At 58.9% G+C, this 20,120-nt stretch carries 18 protein-coding genes; 1 reads left to right on the forward strand and 17 read right to left on the reverse strand.

Features of this window, described 5'->3' with window-relative positions:
- Positions 1–7: 7 nt before the first annotated feature.
- From A9Q02_RS03610 to map, 8 genes are all read right to left on the reverse strand, one after another.
- Complete coding sequence (locus A9Q02_RS03610; RefSeq protein WP_097650995.1) at positions 8–559, reverse strand: adenylyltransferase/cytidyltransferase family protein; 552 nt, start codon at positions 557–559, stop codon at positions 8–10.
- Between the two features lie 291 nt (positions 560–850).
- Positions 851–1,228, reverse strand: a complete 378-nt coding sequence (locus tag A9Q02_RS03615; protein WP_097650996.1) for a hypothetical protein — start codon at positions 1,226–1,228, stop codon at positions 851–853.
- Positions 1,225–1,554: a hypothetical protein gene (locus A9Q02_RS03620; RefSeq protein ID WP_097650997.1), complete on the reverse strand. Its 330-nt coding sequence runs from the start codon at positions 1,552–1,554 to the stop codon at positions 1,225–1,227. Before A9Q02_RS03620 ends, A9Q02_RS03615 begins: the two co-directional genes overlap by 4 nt.
- A gap of 182 nt (positions 1,555–1,736) precedes the next feature.
- On the reverse strand, positions 1,737–3,818 hold the full coding sequence (locus tag A9Q02_RS03625) for a molybdopterin-containing oxidoreductase family protein (RefSeq protein WP_245860281.1): 2,082 nt from the start codon (positions 3,816–3,818) through the stop codon (positions 1,737–1,739).
- A 79-nt stretch (positions 3,819–3,897) separates the two neighbouring features.
- Positions 3,898–4,314 carry a hypothetical protein gene (locus tag A9Q02_RS03630; protein WP_245860287.1) on the reverse strand — a complete coding sequence of 139 codons (417 nt, stop codon included), beginning with the start codon at positions 4,312–4,314 and terminating at the stop codon, positions 3,898–3,900.
- A gap of 48 nt (positions 4,315–4,362) precedes the next feature.
- Positions 4,363–4,662, reverse strand: coding sequence for a YggT family protein (locus A9Q02_RS03635; protein ID WP_172450598.1), 300 nt, complete (start codon positions 4,660–4,662; stop codon positions 4,363–4,365).
- Between the two features lie 287 nt (positions 4,663–4,949).
- Complete coding sequence (locus A9Q02_RS03640; protein ID WP_245860289.1) at positions 4,950–5,222, reverse strand: hypothetical protein; 273 nt, start codon at positions 5,220–5,222, stop codon at positions 4,950–4,952.
- Between the two features lie 6 nt (positions 5,223–5,228).
- Positions 5,229–6,011 (reverse strand): type I methionyl aminopeptidase, encoded by a 783-nt coding sequence (gene map, locus A9Q02_RS03645; RefSeq protein WP_097651000.1) that lies wholly within the window; start codon positions 6,009–6,011, stop codon positions 5,229–5,231.
- Positions 6,012–6,089: 78 nt separating this feature from the next.
- Here map and A9Q02_RS03650 point away from each other — a divergent pair, with 78 nt between their 5' ends.
- Positions 6,090–6,506: a LysM peptidoglycan-binding domain-containing protein gene (locus A9Q02_RS03650; protein ID WP_245860291.1), complete on the forward strand. Its 417-nt coding sequence runs from the start codon at positions 6,090–6,092 to the stop codon at positions 6,504–6,506.
- 139 nt (positions 6,507–6,645) lie between these two features.
- On the opposite strand, the gene A9Q02_RS03655 is transcribed toward A9Q02_RS03650, so the two are convergent.
- The 9 genes from A9Q02_RS03655 to A9Q02_RS03695 form a co-directional block, all read right to left on the reverse strand.
- On the reverse strand, positions 6,646–7,437 hold the full coding sequence (locus A9Q02_RS03655) for a hypothetical protein (protein ID WP_097651001.1): 792 nt from the start codon (positions 7,435–7,437) through the stop codon (positions 6,646–6,648).
- A gap of 55 nt (positions 7,438–7,492) precedes the next feature.
- The gene (locus A9Q02_RS03660; RefSeq protein ID WP_245860294.1) at positions 7,493–8,449 is read right to left on the reverse strand and encodes a type II secretion system F family protein; all 957 of its coding nucleotides are present in this window, start codon (positions 8,447–8,449) and stop codon (positions 7,493–7,495) included.
- A 14-nt stretch (positions 8,450–8,463) separates the two neighbouring features.
- Positions 8,464–10,443, reverse strand: coding sequence for an ATPase, T2SS/T4P/T4SS family (locus tag A9Q02_RS03665; RefSeq protein WP_097651002.1), 1,980 nt, complete (start codon positions 10,441–10,443; stop codon positions 8,464–8,466).
- Between the two features lie 11 nt (positions 10,444–10,454).
- Complete coding sequence (locus tag A9Q02_RS03670; RefSeq protein ID WP_097651003.1) at positions 10,455–11,723, reverse strand: ParA family protein; 1,269 nt, start codon at positions 11,721–11,723, stop codon at positions 10,455–10,457.
- Between the two features lie 53 nt (positions 11,724–11,776).
- Positions 11,777–13,039: an ATPase, T2SS/T4P/T4SS family gene (locus A9Q02_RS03675; protein WP_097651004.1), complete on the reverse strand. Its 1,263-nt coding sequence runs from the start codon at positions 13,037–13,039 to the stop codon at positions 11,777–11,779.
- Positions 13,040–13,159: 120 nt separating this feature from the next.
- On the reverse strand, positions 13,160–14,056 hold the full coding sequence (locus A9Q02_RS03680; RefSeq protein ID WP_097651005.1) for an SAF domain-containing protein: 897 nt from the start codon (positions 14,054–14,056) through the stop codon (positions 13,160–13,162).
- A 27-nt stretch (positions 14,057–14,083) separates the two neighbouring features.
- The gene (locus A9Q02_RS03685) at positions 14,084–14,773 is read right to left on the reverse strand and encodes a hypothetical protein (RefSeq protein WP_245860296.1); all 690 of its coding nucleotides are present in this window, start codon (positions 14,771–14,773) and stop codon (positions 14,084–14,086) included.
- Between the two features lie 10 nt (positions 14,774–14,783).
- The gene (locus A9Q02_RS03690; protein ID WP_097651006.1) at positions 14,784–15,188 is read right to left on the reverse strand and encodes a TadE/TadG family type IV pilus assembly protein; all 405 of its coding nucleotides are present in this window, start codon (positions 15,186–15,188) and stop codon (positions 14,784–14,786) included.
- 30 nt (positions 15,189–15,218) lie between these two features.
- Positions 15,219–20,033, reverse strand: a complete 4,815-nt coding sequence (locus A9Q02_RS03695; protein WP_097651007.1) for an SdrD B-like domain-containing protein — start codon at positions 20,031–20,033, stop codon at positions 15,219–15,221.
- Between the last annotated feature and the right edge of the window lie 87 nt (positions 20,034–20,120).

The following is a 20,120-nucleotide window of genomic DNA, read 5'->3' on the forward strand; positions in this document are numbered from 1 at the left end:
TGGCATCTTACGTGTCTACCATCAGGTTTTTTTTGGAGGCTTCGTCGTGAGTCACGGGATCACGCCCATAGACGGTCACGATCCGCTCGATCAACGTGGTCGTACTCCGACCGGTACTATACGGCAGCAGTTGCACCTCACCACCATAGCTGAGCACCAGTCTTGCCTCGGGCAAGCGGCTCAGATCTGGTGAAAGATCGGGCGTGCTGGCATAATCGCCCCCTTTGACATAGAGATCGGGGCGCAACGCAGCCACCACGCGCTCGGCAGTCAACTCGGCAAAGACGGTCACATAGTCGACCGGGCGCAAGGCATTCAACAGCAACGCCCGATCCGCCTCAGGAATCAGCGGACGTTGCGCCCCTTTGAGCGACCGGCTCGACGCATCCGAGTTGAGGGCGACAATCAACCGATCCCCAAGCGCACGTGCCCGCGTCAGATACTCCACATGGCCCGCATGCAGCAGATCAAAGATCCCGTTGGTCAACACGACACGCAAACCCTGCGCTTCGCAGCGAGCGCGTTCCTTAACCAGGGTCTCCAACGTACAAATCGTCATTGGTGTATGCCTTTTATACCAATTACTATTGATGATGCCGCTTGCTTGTCATTCCGAGCACCACGTGGCCCACGGGCCAGTGATGCCGCTTGCTTGTCATTCCGAGTACCACGTGGCCCATGGGCCAGTGATGCCGCTTGCTTGTCATTCCGAGCGGAGCGAGGAATCTGAGCGGGTCGCGCAAGACCCCTCGCTCTGCTCGGGGTGACAATGCAGGATGTTCAGCCGAAGAGCAGACCTTGCGCCTCTGCGCCTTTGCGTCAACCTTATGTGCAACGTATTGGATCTGGATCAGCGATAAGGCGAACTCAAGACACCAAGCAAACTCATCGCTACTGCCACCACCAGCGTACATACGTAGAGAATCACCACCACTGAGCCACCCGAAGGCGCACCGACGAGCAGGGCAGAGCCAAGGAACACCGTCGTCAACGGAAAAGTCTGGGTGTGCGCCAGCCAGAGCCCGCGGCGCCAGTTGCCCCGGCGCACCCGTTCGCCGGCAAAGCGACCAATGGTTGTTCCTGCTGCGGCAATCAGGGTCCAGAGAAACGCCGCAGTAAAGAGATTCCAGGCTTGCTCGGCACCCGCCCAGAGAAATGCACTCCCCCCGATTCCGCCAAGCAGCGCACTCACCCCAAGCGGAATCAAAAAAGCCGGTGAGACCTTCACACAGACCTCGCTTGCTCGGCCACAAGTTGGGCATATGTTTCCTGGGTAATGAATTCACCACCCTCAATTGATCGGCTTCGTTCGTTGCGTTTCCGATCAAAAGTAAGTTCCGCATACATCAACCGAAAACAGCGCGCATCCATGATCTCTTTGCGTAAATGGTAGCCTTCGACGCTCTCGTTGTCATCGTAGAGCACCGTGAGATCATTGTAGCGATGCACGCGCACATGCACCGGTGCGCCACAACGACTGCACTGCACATAGAGGTGCAGCGCAGGATCTTCTTGTTGAGCCTGACCGCCAAACAAACGTCGGAAGAAGTTCATACAGAAAATTCCTCTTGTTGCTCTGGTTCCCAACCAGAACAACAAGGATTGCTGGGGCTACGCCCCAAAACCTGGTTTCTTTGGCTGGAAAAAAGCCAGCTACGCTGACTTTTTTCCAGCCAAAGAAAGATTCCTGGAGGCCGCAGGCCCCCAAAGCTCCAGCCCCCATCACCGAAGCAACGTTATGAGACAGGTCGGACATAGACAATATTTGAATGAAACGTGCTCTGTCCAGCGAGATCAGCCAGGGCATCGGGGGTGGTCCAGTTGATGTTGCGCTGGTGGCGCGAGAATTTTGCCCAGGGGCCTTTGGGGGCCACAGCCACGCCAGGTGGCACATCGTCGGTAACGCGGGCACGCAGTTCACACCAACCCCGCTGGTTTTCTACAATCACATACGCACCATCACTAATCTGACGTTGCGCCGCATCAGATGGATGTATTTCAATGAATGGTTCGCCCTCTTTGGCTCGCAAGCTAGGTTGATTCGCCAGACTCGACGAGACAAAGTGGTGCGATGCTCCCGAAATGAGGATCAGCCCATCGGTGGCCCCATGCGCCCTTGCCGCGACATACTCGTCCGGTTCTTCATAGTTGGGCAAGGGGTCAAGCCCACGCGCTTCCATCAGACTCGAGGCGAGTTCGACTTTGCCTGAAGGCGTCGGAAAACGCAGATCCCCAAAGGGGATGTCAGTTGCCTCGGTGAAGTGCAGGGGTACCGTCCCCTCTTGTTGCAGGCGTTCGAGGGTAATGCCGGTGAGATAGGGGTTCGTCGCCCGCGAAGCTTCAAGCACCCCGGCAAGCGCCTCTTCGGCACTCTCGTGCAGCCAGGGTTCGGTATAGCCCATTGCCTGGGCGAGCAGACGACTCACGTCCCAGTTGCTCTTGCACTCGCCGGGGGGCACAACGGCGGCATGATTGTATTGCAGGTACCGATGCCCATAGGCCCGATGGAGATCCGTATGCTCAAGCTGAGTTGTGGCCGGCAAGACGAGATCGGCATAGTCGGCGGTATCGGTCATAAATTGCTCGTGTACAACCGTAAAGAGATCTTCGCGCTGCAGACCCTCGACGATCAGGCCCGCATTGGGCGACGATGCCACGGGATTGGCACAGTAGACAAAGAGTGACTTCACCGGAGGGTCGGTCGCTTCGCCAGTCAGGGCTGCCCCAAGGCGATTCATATTGATCACCCGCGGCACCGGTGGGCACGCGCTGCGATGGGTCAGCGCCTCGGCATCCCAGGTGGCATAGCCGCCAGTTGAATATGCTAGGCCCCCACCCCGTACACCGTACTGCCCAACCAGCGCAGGCAAACAGAGCAAGGCACGAAAAATCTGGCCCCCATTTTGATGCCGCTGCACACCGTCGGCGGTCTTGAGCAGCGCTGGTTTCGTCGTCGCATAACGGCGGGCCAGGTTGACAATGGTTTCGGCAGGTATGCCCGTGATAGCGGCAACGTGATCAGGCGGATACGCACTGGCTCGTTCGCGCAGTTCACGCCAGCCGTGGCTATGCGCCTCAAGCCAGGCCTCATCGTGCAAACCCTCGGCAAAGATGACCTGCATCAACCCGAGGGCCAGCGCCCCATCAGTCGCGGGACGGGGCTGCAGATGTTCATCCGCCGAGCGTGCCGTCAGCGTACGGCGCGGATCGATGACGACCACATAGGTACCGGCTTTCTGCGCCTCGCGGAGAAAGGGCATAAAATGTGGCCCGGTACTCGCGGGATTGTGCCCCCAGATCAAGACCAGCTTGCTCTGGCGCACATCGGCATAATCGGCACTATGGCGTGCCCCGAGGGTTGCCATCACGGCTGCGTGGGCCGCCGCCGAACAGATCGCCCGCTCGAGCCCACTTGCCCCCATCCGCCCCCAGAGGCGTGCATCCATCATCACCGTCTGCACCAGGCCCAGGGTTCCACTATACGAATAGGGCAGGATTGCCGCTGCTCCGTACTGAGCAATAATTGCTTGCCAGCGGACCGCAATAGTGGCAAGCGCCTCGTCCCAACTGATCCGTTGCCACTGACCTGCACCCTTTGGCCCCACCCGCCGCAACGGATAGAGCAGGCGCTCATCACTTGTCACCCGTTCAAGATAAGGGCGCACCTTGGCGCAGAGCCAGCCGCGGGTCACCGGATGCTCTGGATCAGCATAAAACCGAACGGCCCGTCCATCCTCTACCTCGGTAATCGTTGCGCACGTATCGGGACAATCGTGGGGACATGCCCCCCTGAAGCGTACCGGCTCATCCGTCATCATCTTGCTCCTCACCGCCCTCAACGCTACCGTCGAGGAGCAAGGTTAGCTATGCTAACCTTGCTCCTCGACAAAACAACAACTATCCATGGGAACGGTCATCCCCAACAATGAATTGTGGTACAACCGTATCATCAAGATCGAGCAGACGGGTTGCGATCCAGGCAATGGTAAAAGTTGGAATCGGCTGAGTAAAGGGAATAAGCGCCTCAAGCGCCGCCTTATTGCGCAAGCCACGCAGCCCGAGGCGATCGAGGGTAAGCCAGCTAATCGGCGCAGCAAAAATATCGAGCGCAAAATCGAGCAGATCTAACAAAATGACCAGTGAGAGCGGAACATACTGGAGGGTCGTAAAAAAGCCCGCGTGGTATGGCACACGCAGCGCCTTGATCTGGCGCCACATCAAGGCCAACCCGACCACCGCGATGATCAGGGCAACACCCATCGCAACCAGGATCCAGAAAAAAATAGTACTAAGGTTTTCTAACATTGTCATCATCTAGCGCAACTTCATGCAGTTGGTACTTCCAACGAACAACATACCCTCTTATGTTGACGTTCGTTCGGAGAGGTTAGTTGCGCTCGCCTGCCAAGCGTCATTGCCCCTGGTAGACACGTCATCGTGGTGCTTGCTTGCATAGTGCCAGATCACGAGGGCAAGCAGCGGCAGCAGCAGGGCGACCAGCAGGGTTGAGAATTCCAGCACTGCCCCAAAAGGCGGCTGGGCCGCATTCAAGAAATCAAAGGGCCTCACGAAAGGGGCTGTCACCGTATACAACACCATGATCGCCGGATTATCGGGGCGTGCTGCAAGCGCACGCGCTACCAACCGGGCGAGCAACAGCATTTCGCATGCTCCTGCAATGAGCAGCACGCTGAAAACGATCGGATTTGCGCTTAATCGGTGGATCTTTTTGGCTCGTTTTTGCGTCATGGTATAGTAGTATTACAATAAGGGCTGGCATGTGCGAGCATCAGGATGTCATCCCTATGTCAACCTGAGCAGAGGCGCAGCCGGAGCGAAGGGGCGCTCGTGTGCATCAGAACTCGAAATGCTTCGCTGCGTTCAGCATGACAGATTTCGTTGTCGTAGTGGGACAGGTGTACAATAAGAGACATGGGGTTGGCTGCCAATCATGATTGACGACGGCCATCGTTCCAATCGCCCCAATCGCGCTCTTCAGCAGCACGGATTGCCCGACGCTTGGCAGCGCGACGTGACAGGGGTATAACATCATTCAGGACAGCATAGAGGGCTGTTTCCTGGTCGGGATGATCCTCAATCAAGCTTGCGATCAGCGTCATATCGACGCCACGGGCCTGTAACAAGGCGGCAATCCGGTGAGCTTCATCTTGATCTTCATCCACCAGAGCCATGATTAATTGGGTTTCGAGTGGTATTGTCATGTTTATTTATGCAGTTAATAAAAGCGGCCCTTGATCCGTAATAGCAAGGGTATGTTCAAACTGAGCCGAACGCTTGCCATCAGCAGTGCGTACGGTCCAGCCATCACGTTCAAGCTTTGTCTCGGCAACGCCGGCATTGACCATTGGCTCGATAGTAAAGACCATCCCGGTCATAATTTTACGACCTGTTCCAGGTTCACCATAATGCAGGATTGTGGGATCTTCGTGGAGGTTTCGTCCCAGACCATGGCCAGTATATTCACGCACGACACTGAATCCGTTGCCCTCGGCATAACGCTGAATGACCGCGCCAATATCACCAAGCGTTTTGCCAGGATGCGCTTGCTCAATCCCAAGTTCGAGGCAATAACGGGCGGTATCCAGCAAGCGCTGAGTCGCTTCATCAATTTCGCCGACCGGGAAGGTCTCGCAGGCATCGCCGATCCACCCGTTGAGGCGCAGGCCAATATCAATGCCGATAATATCGCCCTGACGGAGGCGAATCTTCTTGCTGGGGATACCATGGCAAATAACGTCATTGACCGAAGCACAGATCGTACCCGGAAACGGTGGCGTTGCAGGCCAACCGCGGCGACGTTGGGGTACATACCCTTTATAAACTGGCTCGGCTCCACGCGACCGGATAAAATCCTCGGCAATGGCATCCAGTTCCAGCGTGGTGATCCCCGGCCTAATCTGAGTGCGCAGGAGTTCGAAGGTTTCACGCACAAGTTGCCCTGACTCGCGTAGCAACTCGATCTGACGCGCACTCTTCAATGTGATGGCCATGTCATACCTTGACTAGACAGATTATGTTACTTCATCAGCTATAGTATACCCGATTCTTTCGAGTGAGTGAGGAGCCCAGTGTATCTTTTCCAACAACCCCTGACCCGTGTGCTAGGTGCAAGTTTGTTGCTGCTGATTCTGGTGGCGTGTGTACCCGAACCACCACAAAGTGTTTTGCCGACCTTGCCAGCGGTGCTCGATATTACACCGGCACCTACCCTTGATATTGATGCGACCGCAACCGCTTTTGCGTTGATTACGCTCCCAAGCCCAACTCCGGCCGCTCTCTATACGATTCAGCCTGGTGATACGCTTAGTGACCTGGCCCTCCGTTTCAATACAACCATTGACGAACTCTCGGTTGCCAATGGTATCACTGACCCCAACGCGCTCCAACCTGGTCAGACGCTGATCATCCCGTCGCTTTTGCGTACGCCTGTTACTGAAGGGGGAAGACCCTTACTCACCCCAACCCCGACGTTGTCTACGCCATGAAGCGCGAAGACTGCGCGGGTCGGGAGCGCGAGCGGCTTGGTCGCGGGAGACCTGCCAGGTGTGCGCCGCACGAACCCTGGACGTACCGGAGAATCGTCCCGGCGCACACCTGGCAGGTCTGACGTCCGCCGACCGCTTCTCAGATAGTGCTAAAAAGGCTCCCTCCGGCAGTCATGACAAACAGCAGATTGGCAAGAATGCCCACAACAAGGCTGATGGCAACCATCAAGAGCAGATACATGGTGCGGCGACGGATCATGCGCTTGAATTCGCCCTGCAAGATCAATTCGAGGGTCTCTTGATGGGCGGCAAGCACAGTCTCTACCCGTGCTCCTTCGGCCTCGGCCTGGGCAAGCGCATCGGCTACGTCGCAGAGTTCGCGGCACCCTCGTTCGCGTGCGGTAAGACTCAGGGCGGCAAAAGGCCGTAGACGCTGATCAGCCCCTGTTTCAAGGGCGTCACTTACCAGGGTTTGCATCACGGCCAGACGCGGATGTGGTCGTCGGGTGTACCGCCGCATGATTTCAATCGGTGCTTCAAAGCTGCCCAGCGCAACCCGTACAAAGCTGATAAAGCCCGGCGTGAGACGACGTAATGCAGCGGCCTGCCGTTCGTGCCGCAGTTGCGGTAGGCGCGGCAAGACAAAGCCTAGCGCGAGATATGCCGCGAGTGCAGCGCACACCAGCAAGTTCGCCTGGTTCCCCCTCACACCGCTCCCCAGGGTTGCCCCCAAGAGCAGTGCGGCCAGGCTGAGGCCAGCAAGTTGCCCGGCCAGCAACCGCCCTGTCGCCGTCAACGGTGCGTTGCTGAAGGTGAAGGAACGGCGGGACAAACTTTGGCCACCAATGGTGAGTCCGAGAAGGCTGAAGAGTCCACCCGCGAGCGCCATAGTATAGAATGGCGCTCCAGGAGCGAGGAAAAGATCAGGCATAGGGGCCTCTCTATTCTTTCAAGAAGGTTGATGTTCTCCGCTACGTGAGCTGAACCTAATAGTCGGCATCCTCAACCTGGGCGAGTGCGAAGCCTCCGAGGACGGGCAAGATCAGGGCCAGGCCAACGATCGGGGCGACAAGCATGCCCAGCGGCGTGGTGTAAGCGACAATAACCCGTTCCCATTGTGTCCATGCCAGATAGAGCGCCATGGTTACGCCGGCGAGGCCGACGGCCACCCCGCTATACCGCATCTGGGCAAGTTCAGTGCGTGCTTCGTCGCGTCGGCGATCCGACGCTTGCAGCGCGGCATAGGCTGCTTCGCAGCGCCGCGCCAGCACATCCTGTGGTTGCCCGACCGAGGCCCCTAGATGGTTGAGCAGGTTGGCATGGCGGCGTGAGGGCGTCTGATCAGCGAGCGCAATCACCACCTGTTGTGCGGTGGCAATGCCTCCTCCTTCCAAGGGCATCCCCTGGCGCGAAATCAGGTAGCTCCATTCGCTCTGCAAGGGGCCGGAACCAAGATCGACGGTCACCCGCTCCAGCGCAGGACGTAAACCAGTTCCTGCTTTGAGCAGCGCACTCAGACGCCCAACAGCAGCGGTTAATTGCTGATCGAGTTTATGTATATAACGCTGTTGAGCGACCAACACCATTCCCCACACGAGCACAGCAGTCAGTGGGAGCCCCAGCAAGAGCGCGAGACTCAGCGGGGCAAAAAGGACCAAGCCGATGCTGAGCATGATCGCTAGCGCAAGGCCAGTTGTGACGAGTTGCGTTGGCGTGATCACCACGGGTGCCCAGAGCAAAGCAAGATCAGGACGCATATGCTCAGGCATCGTGGCAAGCCTGTGCCGCTGCCGTTTTGTTTGCACGGTGACCGTGAGCCTGATCAGGGCAGGACGTACAAGGGTGGCAAGGATCAGCAACGTCAGCAAGCCGGTCACAGGCATGACGGCGTGGATCAGCCACGCGGTTTCGGGATGGGTAATCGCAACAAGAAGTGATATCATTGTCGTATCCCTGGTCAAGTAGTTAAAGCTTCAAGCGCAGCCTGCACCGGGCCGAGCGCGTCTCCACCAATCTCACCGGCGGCGTGTAGGATGGTGAGTGCGTCACGCCGCGTTGCGAGCGTCTCAACGGCCACGCTCTTCGACAGAGCCATCGGGTCGCACTGGATCAACAAGTCAACCGCATCACGGGCACGACCTTGCGTCAGGGCCAACCGGGCCTCGGCGATCTGAGACCGGGCCAGGTAGTCACGGTCTTCACCAGCAGCAATCATGCGCTCAAGGTGCTCCCACCCCCCCGAGGGGCTGTGGGCTGCGACGATCGCGAGATCCGCCATGACTTCGCCATAGGCGGCGCGTGCGTCAGGCCAACGACGCGAACCAAGCGCCGCCTGAATAGTGGACTCGGCCTGACGCGACTGGGTCGCCATCGTGCTGGCAGTCTCAAGATCGAGTTCAAGGACGCGCTGAGCCGCAGTGACAAGCCGTTGATCACGGCGATCGCTCCAGGCTCGCCGCAAGATTGCCAGCGCCTGCGTTGCATCGCCCGAGCGCGTGACGGCACTTGCCCGCGCAATGGCTTCACTGACCGCAGTATGGGTTGTCGCGGCGGCACGTACATCGGCCCGCAATTGCAAGAGCTCAAACCGGCGCTGCAAGGCCTCTGGGGTTTGCCCCTCTGTTTGCCAGACCAGACGATCACCCTGGGCGACTGCCTCGACGTGCCATGTCACCTCGCCTTCAGTATGTTTCACGCGTGCCAGCGGGACAAACCGGGGGCGTAAACGCTCTCCCTGCGCCTCGACACCATCAAGGAGCAGGATTTCGTCAATGTAGCGCCGTCCGCTCACCTTCTCAAGGTGGATCACGACCTGAAAGTTATCGCACGTATCTTCGAGCGCATGCTCACGTCGCCCTTCGTAGATATAGGAGCCTGGCATGGCAGCACAATCGGCAAAACGGCTTACTGCACGCGCTGCCGAGCGGGCGTGGATGGTGGTCACAACGGCATGGCCGCTGACGGCAACGGCGAGAATCGCCCCCGCTTCATCGGCACGCGTCTCGCCAGGTGCGACCAGCGAGGGTGTCTGGCGCAAGACTTCACGCGCTGCGCGCCCAAAGGCACCCCGTTCGACGGCGGTCTGCACCAGTTCGCGCGTCCACGCCCGATGACGAACGTTGATCTCCAGTGTATTGTCCTCAATTGTGATGACATGCGGCTCGCCCGGCCACGAGTTGACCAGGGCTTCGAGTAGCGCCGTTTTGCCACACCCGGTCTCGCCCGCAATGATGAAGGAACAGCCCGCCCGCACAAGTAGGCGCAAGAGATCCCTCACGACCTGATCGCACGCCCGCCGACGCAGCAGATCATCGAGCACCCAGGCATAGCGTCGCCCGCGACGAATGCAGATCAGGCCAGTCCCATCGGGTGTACACGGCGGAATGGTGACATGCATCCGTGTTCCATGCGCAAGCGGCAGCGTGTCTTGTGGGCGCGAACGGTCGAGCGGTACATTCAAGCGCGCCGCTAGAAGCATCGCCCGATCCAGGGCTTGACGTGGATCCTGGAACCGCTCGGCAACCAGACTAAAATCGGCGCCTTCTTCCTGCACCATAATCAGATCACCAATGATCTTTACCTCCTGAATGCGCTCATCATCCAGGTATGGCTGGGCCGGCCCCCAGCCGAGCGCCTCTTGAAAGAGCCGTAAGAGTGAGTGTTCATCAGTTGGCAAATGGCGCAATGGGCCATACCCTGCCTCGACCTGATGCCCAATCTCGGCACGCAAGACGCGTAACACTTCTGGATCGCGTACCGATGCGGGGGCCACCGGGTCAAGCAAGGTGGCACTCATGCGATCGCGCAGCGACTCGCGCACCGCCTGAAGCGTCAGGGCATCCAGGCCACTCGCCTGAGCTTGCCCCGACGTAACGGGACTCAAGTTGGTCAGGCCACCATCTTCAATCACGGTCAATGGACGATGTGAGGTAAGCATGTGCTCTCTCCTTACGCGACAGCCGGTGTAGGCACCGCCAGCGTCCGATCACCGCGGAGGCGGGCATGCATCCGCGCCCAGAAACTCGAACGTGGCATCGGGAGCGTTGGTTGCAGCCCGAGACGGACACAGAGTGTATCGGCGACACGGTGAACGGCTCCAGCAAAAGCTGAGTGTGGCCCAAGATCGAGCATCGAGATATAGCCGTCATGCTCGTCGGCAAGACTGGCTAGCCGTGGCGCTCGCGGCAAGGTACCCAGTGGACGTACCTGTGGGTAACGACGCTGAAAGAGCGCTGCAACATCAGGGACAGTTGCCGTCACCCCACGCTCAGGTTCGATAAAGAGCAACGTACACCGTTCGAGACTATCTGGGGCATGGTCACGCAAATGGTCGAGCAGGTGGCCTACACCCATTCGCTCGCGTGCGCCGGGAGGCGTCGGCAAGATAACAGTGCCTCCCGATTGCAGCACATGCGTGGCATACGGACGTCGTAGGTAATCTGGAGGCGTATCCACAATGATCAGATCATAGCCACTCAGGGCTGCTGTTCCGTGATAAAAGCCTTGCCAATCAGGCAGACGCACATCATTTTCGGCACGCGCAACAGCATGCGAGCCGATCAGAAAATCAATGGCACCCCACCCCTCCGCCGTGCCACGCGTATGCTCAGGTTGGTAAATGAACGGCTCGATACCCGTCGGATTCCAGTGCGCTGGTCCCCGCTGAATCAGATGCAGATACGATGGCGCACTAGACGGCACGCGAAATGCTGGTACAAGACCCGGATTCGAGATGTCACTATCCCAAACCAGCACCTGCAGGCCACGCCGCCGTAAGCCTTCGGCAAGGACACAGGTCGCGAAAGTTTTGCCAATGCCGCCTTTGGCTGCACCAACCGCAATGACGGCACTGCTGCGGAGGCCCGTACCAGGGCGGAGGCCGAGTTGCTCGCCCAGCCAGGTGGCGACAACCGCAGGATCGCGTTCGGCAAGGGCAGGCAATCCGGCTCCCTGGGCCTCATTCAGGGCGGCCCGTGCAGTACCGGGAAAGTTGACGAAGACCCGTACCCCTGTTCGCCGTGCGAGTGTGGCGGTGCGCCACAACTCGGCGAGCGGTGCTGCGCGTGTATCATCAAGGTACAGCGCGTCGGGGGGGCGTGTTCCTTCGATCAAGCGATTTACCTGGTCGAGTTGCGATGGTGCCAGCACCGCAAGATCGCGAAATTGTTCGATGTGCGTTGCAAGCCCATCCATTGCCGTAAAAATGATCAATTCCATCGAGGTCTCTCCTCTTAGACGGTATCGGCGTGGCCGGAACGACCGCGCCCTTCTCAGAAACGGCCAAGCCCCCACGCCGCATTGACATTCCCAGTCTGCACGAGACGCTCGTAGTACTGGTCATAGCTAAAGAGCGTATTGGTCGGAAAAACATCCCCACTCTGTCCTTGCGCTCCCTGACGCAAAACCTCTTCAATCGAGAGGACGGCACGCCGTCCACGGGCTGTCTGTCCAATGGTGACGACAATCAGATTGACCGTATCAGACGTAATCAAACCACGGACAATCTGCGCTGCCGCTTGACCGCCACCACCTGCTTCGGCGGCGAGACCAAGCATTGCCATCCGTTCGAGATTGCGCAAGGCTCCCTGTACCCCGCCGGCGTGGATCGTTCCGACGCCGGGGTGTCCAGTGGCCGCCGCCTGGAGCATCGCCATCGCTTCGCCGCCGCGCACCTCACCCACAATGATGTAGTTCGGTTTCTGGCGCAACGCAAAGGTTACGGCACGCGTGAAACCACCCTCTTCTGCCGGGGCCTCAAGATGGAGACTGTTGGGCGAACGGGGAAGTTCGCCCCCGTCTTCGACAAAGACGAGCCGCATCCGTTGCCCAACGGCCTGCGTCAGCGCTGCCGTCAAGGTTGTCTTGCCACTCCCCGTTGGGCCTGCGACAAGCAACGATGCGCCTGAAGCGAGTCCTGCAAGCAAGAGCTCTGAAGCCTCACGCGAAATGATGTGGGCCTGCACAAGATCATCAAGCGTTCGCCAGCGCTCAGGCAAGAGCCTGATCGAGAGACTCCGGCCCATCCGTGAGACAGGTGGCCCGGTGATGGCATAGCGGAGCAGGTCGGCCACGCCCTGCGCCATAGGCGGCCAGTCGAGCACATAGGGCAAAACCTTCATATCGCGCAACAACAACTGATGCTGCGTCCAGGTGATCCAGTCGGGATGTGCTGTGACCCCGGTGCAGACCATCGCACCACGTTGCACCACATAGAAGGGCTCTTCGGGCGGCCCGTTGTACAAAATATCCGAGACCTGATGTTCGGGATCACGCCAGATCTCCAGCGGGCCGTACCAGTTGATATGAACCCAGTCGTCGCTCCCCAACGCTAAGCCGACCCCAAGGCGCGCAAAGGCTTCTTCAGGCGGTAGATCCCAGCAGTCACGGAAGCGTCCACTTCGCACAAGCATCTGCAACTCTTCGGTGATCGCTGCATAATCAGGTCTGATGCGCAGCGCCCTCTTTCGTTCCTCGTTGCTCTGCCCTGCACATGCCGCCAGTTCGGTCTCGACCAGATCGCACTCGGTATGCATATAAACCTTCTCTCTCTGCACTAGGGAGGCGCTCAGGCAGGGCTTGACCTGGCTGAATACCTCACGGCGCGCCCCTATTCAAGGCCGCAGGCCTCGCTTGCATCTCTTCGGCTTCCCGTCTCAAGGCTGCTCACTTCCAGGCACAGGACTATTGGCCCCAGGAAGGGATGTATGCGTTCCGGGGAGCTCGTTCGCGTCAACGTCAGCGGCCTCTCCTTCAGGCGCAGGTGCAAGCAAGGCCGGTAGGGTGACCTGTCCGATATCGAGCCGGTCGAATGCACTCAGGACTTCTGACGTGCTGCCGTAACGCTCGCCCCACATTGGCAACCCAGCCGCCTGCAACGCCCAGATGGTATGGGCCTGATAGGGTGTCATCTCAAGATAAGCAGTAGTTCCTTCGATCCAGAGCACGCGCACCGAACTGAGCAGGCGGCACGCATACGGGCGTGGTGTCCCGAGTTCGCCCTGGCTGACCGTCACTCTGCTTGGTGCTTCGCCTGCCGCCGCTGCAATTGCCTCATCACAAAGCGCCGGATCGCCCGACGGATCGCTAAAACCAAGATTGACCCGATCACGGTAGTTCACTGGCCCGAGCGCTGCGACGCTGAAGGGGACTGGCACCATATTGACCGTCAATTGCTCGCCATTCGGATAGACAGGTTGATCCGGTGGTGCAGCCATAAGCATCCCTGGTTGCACGAGATCATTGACGCCAAGGTTGCGTGCCGCATACTGTCCAATCACAAGACTCGCGTCGGTTATGCCCGCCAGGGGCACCGGACGATGCAGAGGTACCTCAACCATGCCCAAGTCTTCGGCCACAAGCTGTTGACCAAAGGGCACTTCATGGATCAAGACTACGACCTGTTCGGTTCGTTGGCTCTCGAGATATCCCATCACCGCAAAAGCGATCGCTGCGATCAAGCCTGCCGCAAGCATCAGAACTGGCAAAGGACTCGCCTTCTTCCGTGTCAGGGCCTGCCCTAAAGAGGGCGCGTTGGGTGTCATGGTCGTCATGGTGTTCGCTCCTTTCCAAAAAAGAGTTCAATAGATAAGCGGGGTCACAGGCTCTAGTCGATCCGCTGCGATAATCAGGGGTGTGTAGGTGCCCCACCCGACCAACCCCTTCATAGTCGGGCGAACCTCGGCACAGATCAGGGGCGTGGTTTCAGTTGGGACATTCACCCCATTGCTGTAGGTGCAACTCCCTCCTGCGGGCAAGACGGTCCAGCGTACTTGGGCGGTGACGCTTGCCGGTGAAGCAACGAGCCCCCTGACACTCGTGAGGTTAGTGCGAAAGAGTTCGGCAGCAACCCCAAGAATGGCGGCACAGGCTGTCCCCTGGGCCTGGGCGACGGTTACGGACTGGCAGGCCGCGCCTCCCCGTAGTTCGATCTCGCCCCGGGCAAAGGCGGCATAGTCGAGTTGCTGTACTGCCGAGCGCGTCGCTTGCTGCAGGGCATCTTCGACCATAGCGACTTCAAGCCAGCGCTCCGCCACTTCGATCACCAACAGGGTAAAGAGCACCAGGAAGGGCAGGATGATCACTGCCAACGGGATGATCTGCCCCGCTTCCCTCGCCGAACGTAGCCCCCCGAGCCGTCGCCGCCATTGCCATTGCGGTGCGGTGCCACGCAATGAACGCTGGGGCTTGCTTTGAAGTGGCGTTGTCTCACGTTTGCTGGAGGCAACCTGTGAGGCTTGTTCAAAGGTGGTTGGTTGCGCTTGCTTCATGTGAACCCTCCTATTGCTGATCACGCTCGGCAGCGCGCACAGCTTCAGACTCAAGGGTGAATTCGTTGAAAAAGGGGGCTACCGGCGCCCAGTACGCTCCCTGATAGGCAATGTTGACGGTGATCGGGTCGTAACGTCGGCACGGTGTCCGCAGACATTCGATCCGTACCTCCGCCGCATCGGCCCGTGTTCCCACGCCCGCATTGAGCACCGCTGCCGCCGCATCATAGGCCGTTGCCGAGGCCCCGCCCGCTAGCGCAGCCTGATGCGCTGCTGCACGTGCGGCCTGGTTGACGGTGTAGCCTGCCAACAGGATCTGCCCGATGCAGACCAGCCACAAAACGAGGGCGAGAAAGATGCCTATCACCAGCATAAATTCGACAATCGCCTGTCCACGTTCACGTCTGACTATCATTTCGTTCCTCCTTGCGGTGTTCCGCTGTTGTTATGGTGTCGTTGGTGCGCCACCTGGACGATGGCCCGGGCCAACGACACTCCGTGGGACAACCAGCGTGATCCCGAACGTCTCGGGGTAGATCTGGCGCACCTCGGGAATGCTGGTGATCCTGATCGGGTTTAGCGTCCAGTCGCCCAAGGGTGCGCCAGGGTAGAGGTTGACAACCCAGACTTCTACTTCGATCGCAACGGTAAGCCGTACCTCCTCCATCGGGTCAAGCGTAAAGAGATATACATCCGACCGCATCGTTGGCAGTGGGGTGCCCGCCGGTCCTCGATGGGTCCAGTAGACATGGCCCTGACTCTGCATCTCGTTTTCGGTCAGAGGGGCTGTTGGCAAGACGGCATTGATTGGCCCGCCGACCGTGGTTGCCCCGGGATAGATGTAGGTGCAACCGGCAAGCGCCGTCTGCGCGAGCGTGCTGCTTCCCACCCGACACCCAACCCTCCCGGCCGCATCAGCGTCGCTACGCGCATCAATGGTGCGTCCGTTGACCTGGTAATTCACCACGCTCCAGCCTACGACGCGTCCGTAATAGGCATATGGCAACAATGGGTCGAGGCCACTGAAGGGGTCATTGACCCGTAATTCGGTCAGGCGCGGCGTGAAATCGAGCACTTCCCCGGCTGGCCACGTGATCCGGGTTCCCTCAGAGAGGTAGACAGCATCGTTCGGGTCACTCCCGCCATGGTTTGGGTCAAACTCTGAGTGCATGGCGAGCCGTACCACTCCTGTGCCATCAATGCCCGTAGGAGGAGCAACAATATCAGTTGCATCGGCGGCACTGTTGTCAATCGTTTCATCACCAGGGGTTGTCGTTGCAATCCTCGCCGCCAGCCCAACGATAGCCCCTGGCTGCTCGCGCACACGTACCGTCAGGTAGAGATCGCCGCTCGCGTGTGCGACAAGTGTCCCGTAGTCAAAGACGAGCATTGGTGCGCCGCTGGCATCAGTCGTCCTCACGTAGCCCCCAAGGGGAGCCCCTGTTGCGTCACTCACCTGTTCCAGTTCGGCATTGCTTGGCAGCATAATCCTCAGACTCGTCCCCGCAGCCGGGCGCGTCAGGTGAGCCGGATGCCGTAACGCCGGCGGTAATGTCAGACTCGCTGTGTTATTGCCGTATGTCACCCGGAACCTGACAAAGCTCAGCCAACCAGCCGGCCCGGCAGCGGGCAGACTCTTGTTGACGGCCTGTACCCGCACCCAGACATTCGGGCGCGTGACGTCGACCTGATCGCTGGCACGGTTATTCGCCAGGGTGCTGCTGCGCTCGGGCGTTATGCCAGCAATGGTTCCGCGGGCTGTCAATGTATTGGCGGCATACGTCGCCGCATCCAGGGGCGTCGCTGGAAGTTGCACGGGCACAACGACGCTCCCCGCTGCATTGGCATTGATCTCACCAAGATTGCATTGCACCCGCGGTTCCCCATTGAGCGGTGCTATACTCTGGCAGTTGCCAGTGAGGTTGCCTACCCGCGTTTCGGCATCAAGTGTGACCGTTAGCACACTGCCCCAGCTGATCCCAGGGCCACTATTGCGATAGCTGAGGTTGATTGTTCCGGTCTCGCCAACTGGCAAGGGACGGGGATTGATCTGCAGGCTCAGACCTAAATCGGGGTACTGCACCAGCGTTGTGGTGGTCGCCTGATTATTGCCGAGACGATCCCCTTCGTCGGTTGTGCTAATGTGAGCCTCATTGACCAGTGCATTAGCTTCGCTTGGTAGCGCTCTGACCTGAAAACGGATCGTGCCATGCCCGCCAGGGGCAAGCGAGAGCAAGGCACATTCGATGGCCGTCCCAAGATAATGGCAGATATTGCCAGGGTTCTGCTCGAAGGCCACAAAAGCGACGTTTGCAGGCAACTGATCGGTGATCCCAAGATTGCGGGCAACTGTGCTCCCACTATTGTGATAGTCGAGCTGATAGGTAAATGTTTCGCCAGCCAGTACGTGGGTTGGTGCTGTTTTGCTCAGACCAAGCTCGGGACGCAACAATTCGGTGGTGTAGCGCGCCTCGTTATTTGCAGTTGTCACCTCGTAGCTCGTCGTACTAATCGTGGCCTGGTTTTCGACCGGCCAACGCACCGCATCCGGCGGACTAAAAGTTGTTGCGGCTCGCACCGTCAAACGGATGCTGCCCGTCGCACCTGCATGGAGTGCCCCAATACTCCAGCGCAAGTCATTCCCGTTGACCGTTGTCGGCGCGGGCTGCGCCGCAACATAGGTGAGGCCAGGCGGGAGCAAATCGCGCATCTCGACACCTGCCGCTACGCTGCTTCCCTGATTGCCATAGGCCAGGGTATACTCAAAACTCACCCCGGCACGCACGCTGGGTGGCCCCTGTTTGGTGACCCAGAGATCGGCCTCACTCACAAGGCCCAGATCAAGATCGTTGCGCGTCTCATGCGGCTGCAGCCTGATCCACCCCGTTGCATACCCCGTACTGGCATTGGCATCACTGTCACGGTTACGGTCACTGCCCTGCCTCAAAAGAGTTGGTGCAAAGGGCAGGTTGCTAAAACGCACCTGATAAAGACCTGGAGGAAGATCGGTGAACGCAAACGCACCATTCCCCCCGGTAGTGACTGGATCAACCAGCCGCGGCAGCGTCGCCCCAAGCGTCGCCTCTTCAAGTGCTACCGTCACCCCGGCAACTCCCGTTGCCCCATCATCTTGCAGGCCGTTGCGATTCGTATCAAGCCAGACCCAATCCCCAATCCGTCCCGTTGGCGGCTGTCGCGTGAGTCCAAGATCAAAAGTGCGTTCATCAGCACGATTCCATGGTGGACGGATGGCATATGGACTCAGATCTTCATTGGGATACGCAAACTCGATGATGCCAAGCGCTGGATCAACATTGCTGCGAATCGTATCGTCAGCTACCGCATGAGGCAGCGTGAAATGATATCCCGCCTGCGCCAGCGTCGCCCGTGTCCACTGACCCGGACTCCCACCGCTGGCAGTGATCCGGATGCCAAAGTTGGTATTGGGCGGAACGGCAAATAGGTAACGCCCCTGGCTATCAGTCACCGCACGGGCTGTCGAGCTCATCACCGGAGCCGATCGAGGGATGCCCTGAAAGAGTTCGAGCGCAACATTCGCCATCGCTGGTTCACCTGTCTGACGAATCCCATCGCCATTCAGGTCATCCCAGACCCGCCCACCAATTAACGCGTAGTTGCACAAGACCTCGAGGTCGCCCAGGTTCGAGGCTTTCGACGCCGACGCGGTCTCGCCGGCAATCACCGGGGCACGGCCTGAAATCGCGCTACTCGTCACCGCTCCACTGGCCTGCTCGTAGACCCGCACCTCCTGGGCATTGCGTCCACGCAACGCCGTAATCCCCAGCGTGGTCCCAATGTTCTCAACCGAAGTCTGGCTATTCAGGACACTCGCCAGCGCCCCCATATGGTTTTCGCTATGGGCAGGGATTGGGTCAGTTGCCATACCCTGATAATCGTTATCTTCGTAGGCTTCACCTGATTGGAAAACCCACTGCCACGAGCTATTCAGGCGGTAGGTGAGGGTGTCGCCCTGCGCAATTGAGCTGTAATGAAAGTCTGGCGTCTGGGCATTGCCATTGAAGCTCTGATCGCCGGTGCGATCACGGAGGCCAAGGATCATCAGTGGGCGGCCCTGGGCCGGTGAGCCTGTTGACGGTGCTTCGTTGAGAAACTCGATCGCCGTCAACATGGGCTGCGCATAGAAAACACTATTATCAAAGCGCGGTAACGCTTGCAAGTCTTCACGCCAGGGGTTCCAACTGCGGGTCAGACCAGGCCACTGGCTATACACCTCTTCAAAGAGCGTCCCCGCATGGCGCTGACTAATGCCTTGGATCAGCGTATTGCCAAGATCCTGGTGCAACGCGAGCGCCCAGGGTCCTACGCCCAAATGTTGCGCAAGCACATAGATCCGTGGCGGCACCTGAAAATAGTCGCCACTCGCTGTCGCTGCACCACCACCACGCGCAGCACTATCGGTAAGCCCAACCACGAGATGAGGCGCATTACGATCCGAGGAAAAAGGCCAGAACGCAATTGCAAACGGCCACAGATCAGCCTGAACAGCCGGATCAGACGAAATGACACTCAGATCGATGGGAAGTGAACCGCTATAGCGCGGCAACCCCAGCCTTGTCAGATCAAAGCGTTCGATCCGTTTCGGTCCAAGGTTGACGACATAGAGCGTACGCCCATCGGGGCTAATCGTGATATCACCAAGGCTGGTTGTGCCCACACCGGCAATCGCTTGCTCATCGGTATAATTCGGCGGAATTGACGTGGGGCGATTGACGCCGCTTGCCCCGGGGGCCGTAATATGCCCCTCGAGGTGCCACCCGGTCGGCGTGCGGGTCAGCACATAGATCGCCCCGGGACCGCCAGGCCCATACGGGGTTAGGCGTTTGGTATAGGCAGCGGCAAAAATGCGTTCACGCCCACTTACCGCGCCATCATCATACGCCAGACCATAGATAGCCCCCAGATCACCAATGGTGGCAAGGATCGCACCTGCCGAATTCATTGTTAAGCCCTGGACTGCGGGGAGGTTCCGAGCCGCGGCGGCTTCGGTCGTTGAGCCGGGAGGCAAATACATCGTATTGGCATAGCGGCTGGTAATAAATTGATCTGGCTGTTGCAAACAGCCAACCGCGCTCCCAAAAGCCCCCGCAGGGGTCACATGGGCCTCGGCAGAAGCTGGCCGCAAAACCAGACCAGCCGTAGGGAACAGGGGAAGCAGAAAAAAGAGGAGCAAGGTTCCACGAAAAACCAACTGAAGCAAAAACGCTTGATAGTAACGCATATATTCCTCTGGCTCGCTTGGGCAAATGTCCTGACTTATAGACCGCACAAGCCCGCCAGAAGATGCGCTCTCAAGATAAAGTCAAAA

Origin of the sequence: Candidatus Chloroploca asiatica (assembly GCF_002532075.1) — a bacterium.
Lineage (GTDB): Bacteria > Chloroflexota > Chloroflexia > Chloroflexales > Chloroflexaceae > Chloroploca > Chloroploca asiatica.

What these genes read in the sequence shown, in the direction of transcription:
- A9Q02_RS03610 (WP_097650995.1), bottom strand. Translation starts at nt 559, where the DNA reads ATGACGATTTGTACGTTGGAGACCCTGGTTAAGGAACGCGCTCGCTGC.
- A9Q02_RS03620 (WP_097650997.1), bottom strand. Translation starts at nt 1,554, where the DNA reads ATGAACTTCTTCCGACGTTTGTTTGGCGGTCAGGCTCAACAAGAAGAT.
- A9Q02_RS03625 (WP_245860281.1), bottom strand. Translation starts at nt 3,818, where the DNA reads ATGATGACGGATGAGCCGGTACGCTTCAGGGGGGCATGTCCCCACGAT.
- A9Q02_RS03630 (WP_245860287.1), bottom strand. Translation starts at nt 4,314, where the DNA reads ATGATGACAATGTTAGAAAACCTTAGTACTATTTTTTTCTGGATCCTG.
- A9Q02_RS03635 (WP_172450598.1), bottom strand. Translation starts at nt 4,662, where the DNA reads ATGCTGTTGCTCGCCCGGTTGGTAGCGCGTGCGCTTGCAGCACGCCCC.
- A9Q02_RS03640 (WP_245860289.1), bottom strand. Translation starts at nt 5,222, where the DNA reads ATGACAATACCACTCGAAACCCAATTAATCATGGCTCTGGTGGATGAA.
- map (WP_097651000.1), bottom strand. Translation starts at nt 6,011, where the DNA reads ATGGCCATCACATTGAAGAGTGCGCGTCAGATCGAGTTGCTACGCGAG.
- A9Q02_RS03655 (WP_097651001.1), bottom strand. Translation starts at nt 7,437, where the DNA reads ATGCCTGATCTTTTCCTCGCTCCTGGAGCGCCATTCTATACTATGGCG.
- A9Q02_RS03660 (WP_245860294.1), bottom strand. Translation starts at nt 8,449, where the DNA reads ATGATATCACTTCTTGTTGCGATTACCCATCCCGAAACCGCGTGGCTG.
- A9Q02_RS03665 (WP_097651002.1), bottom strand. Translation starts at nt 10,443, where the DNA reads ATGCTTACCTCACATCGTCCATTGACCGTGATTGAAGATGGTGGCCTG.
- A9Q02_RS03670 (WP_097651003.1), bottom strand. Translation starts at nt 11,723, where the DNA reads ATGGAATTGATCATTTTTACGGCAATGGATGGGCTTGCAACGCACATC.
- A9Q02_RS03675 (WP_097651004.1), bottom strand. Translation starts at nt 13,039, where the DNA reads ATGCATACCGAGTGCGATCTGGTCGAGACCGAACTGGCGGCATGTGCA.
- A9Q02_RS03680 (WP_097651005.1), bottom strand. Translation starts at nt 14,056, where the DNA reads ATGACGACCATGACACCCAACGCGCCCTCTTTAGGGCAGGCCCTGACA.
- A9Q02_RS03685 (WP_245860296.1), bottom strand. Translation starts at nt 14,773, where the DNA reads ATGAAGCAAGCGCAACCAACCACCTTTGAACAAGCCTCACAGGTTGCC.
- A9Q02_RS03690 (WP_097651006.1), bottom strand. Translation starts at nt 15,188, where the DNA reads ATGATAGTCAGACGTGAACGTGGACAGGCGATTGTCGAATTTATGCTG.
- A9Q02_RS03695 (WP_097651007.1), bottom strand. Translation starts at nt 20,033, where the DNA reads ATGCGTTACTATCAAGCGTTTTTGCTTCAGTTGGTTTTTCGTGGAACC.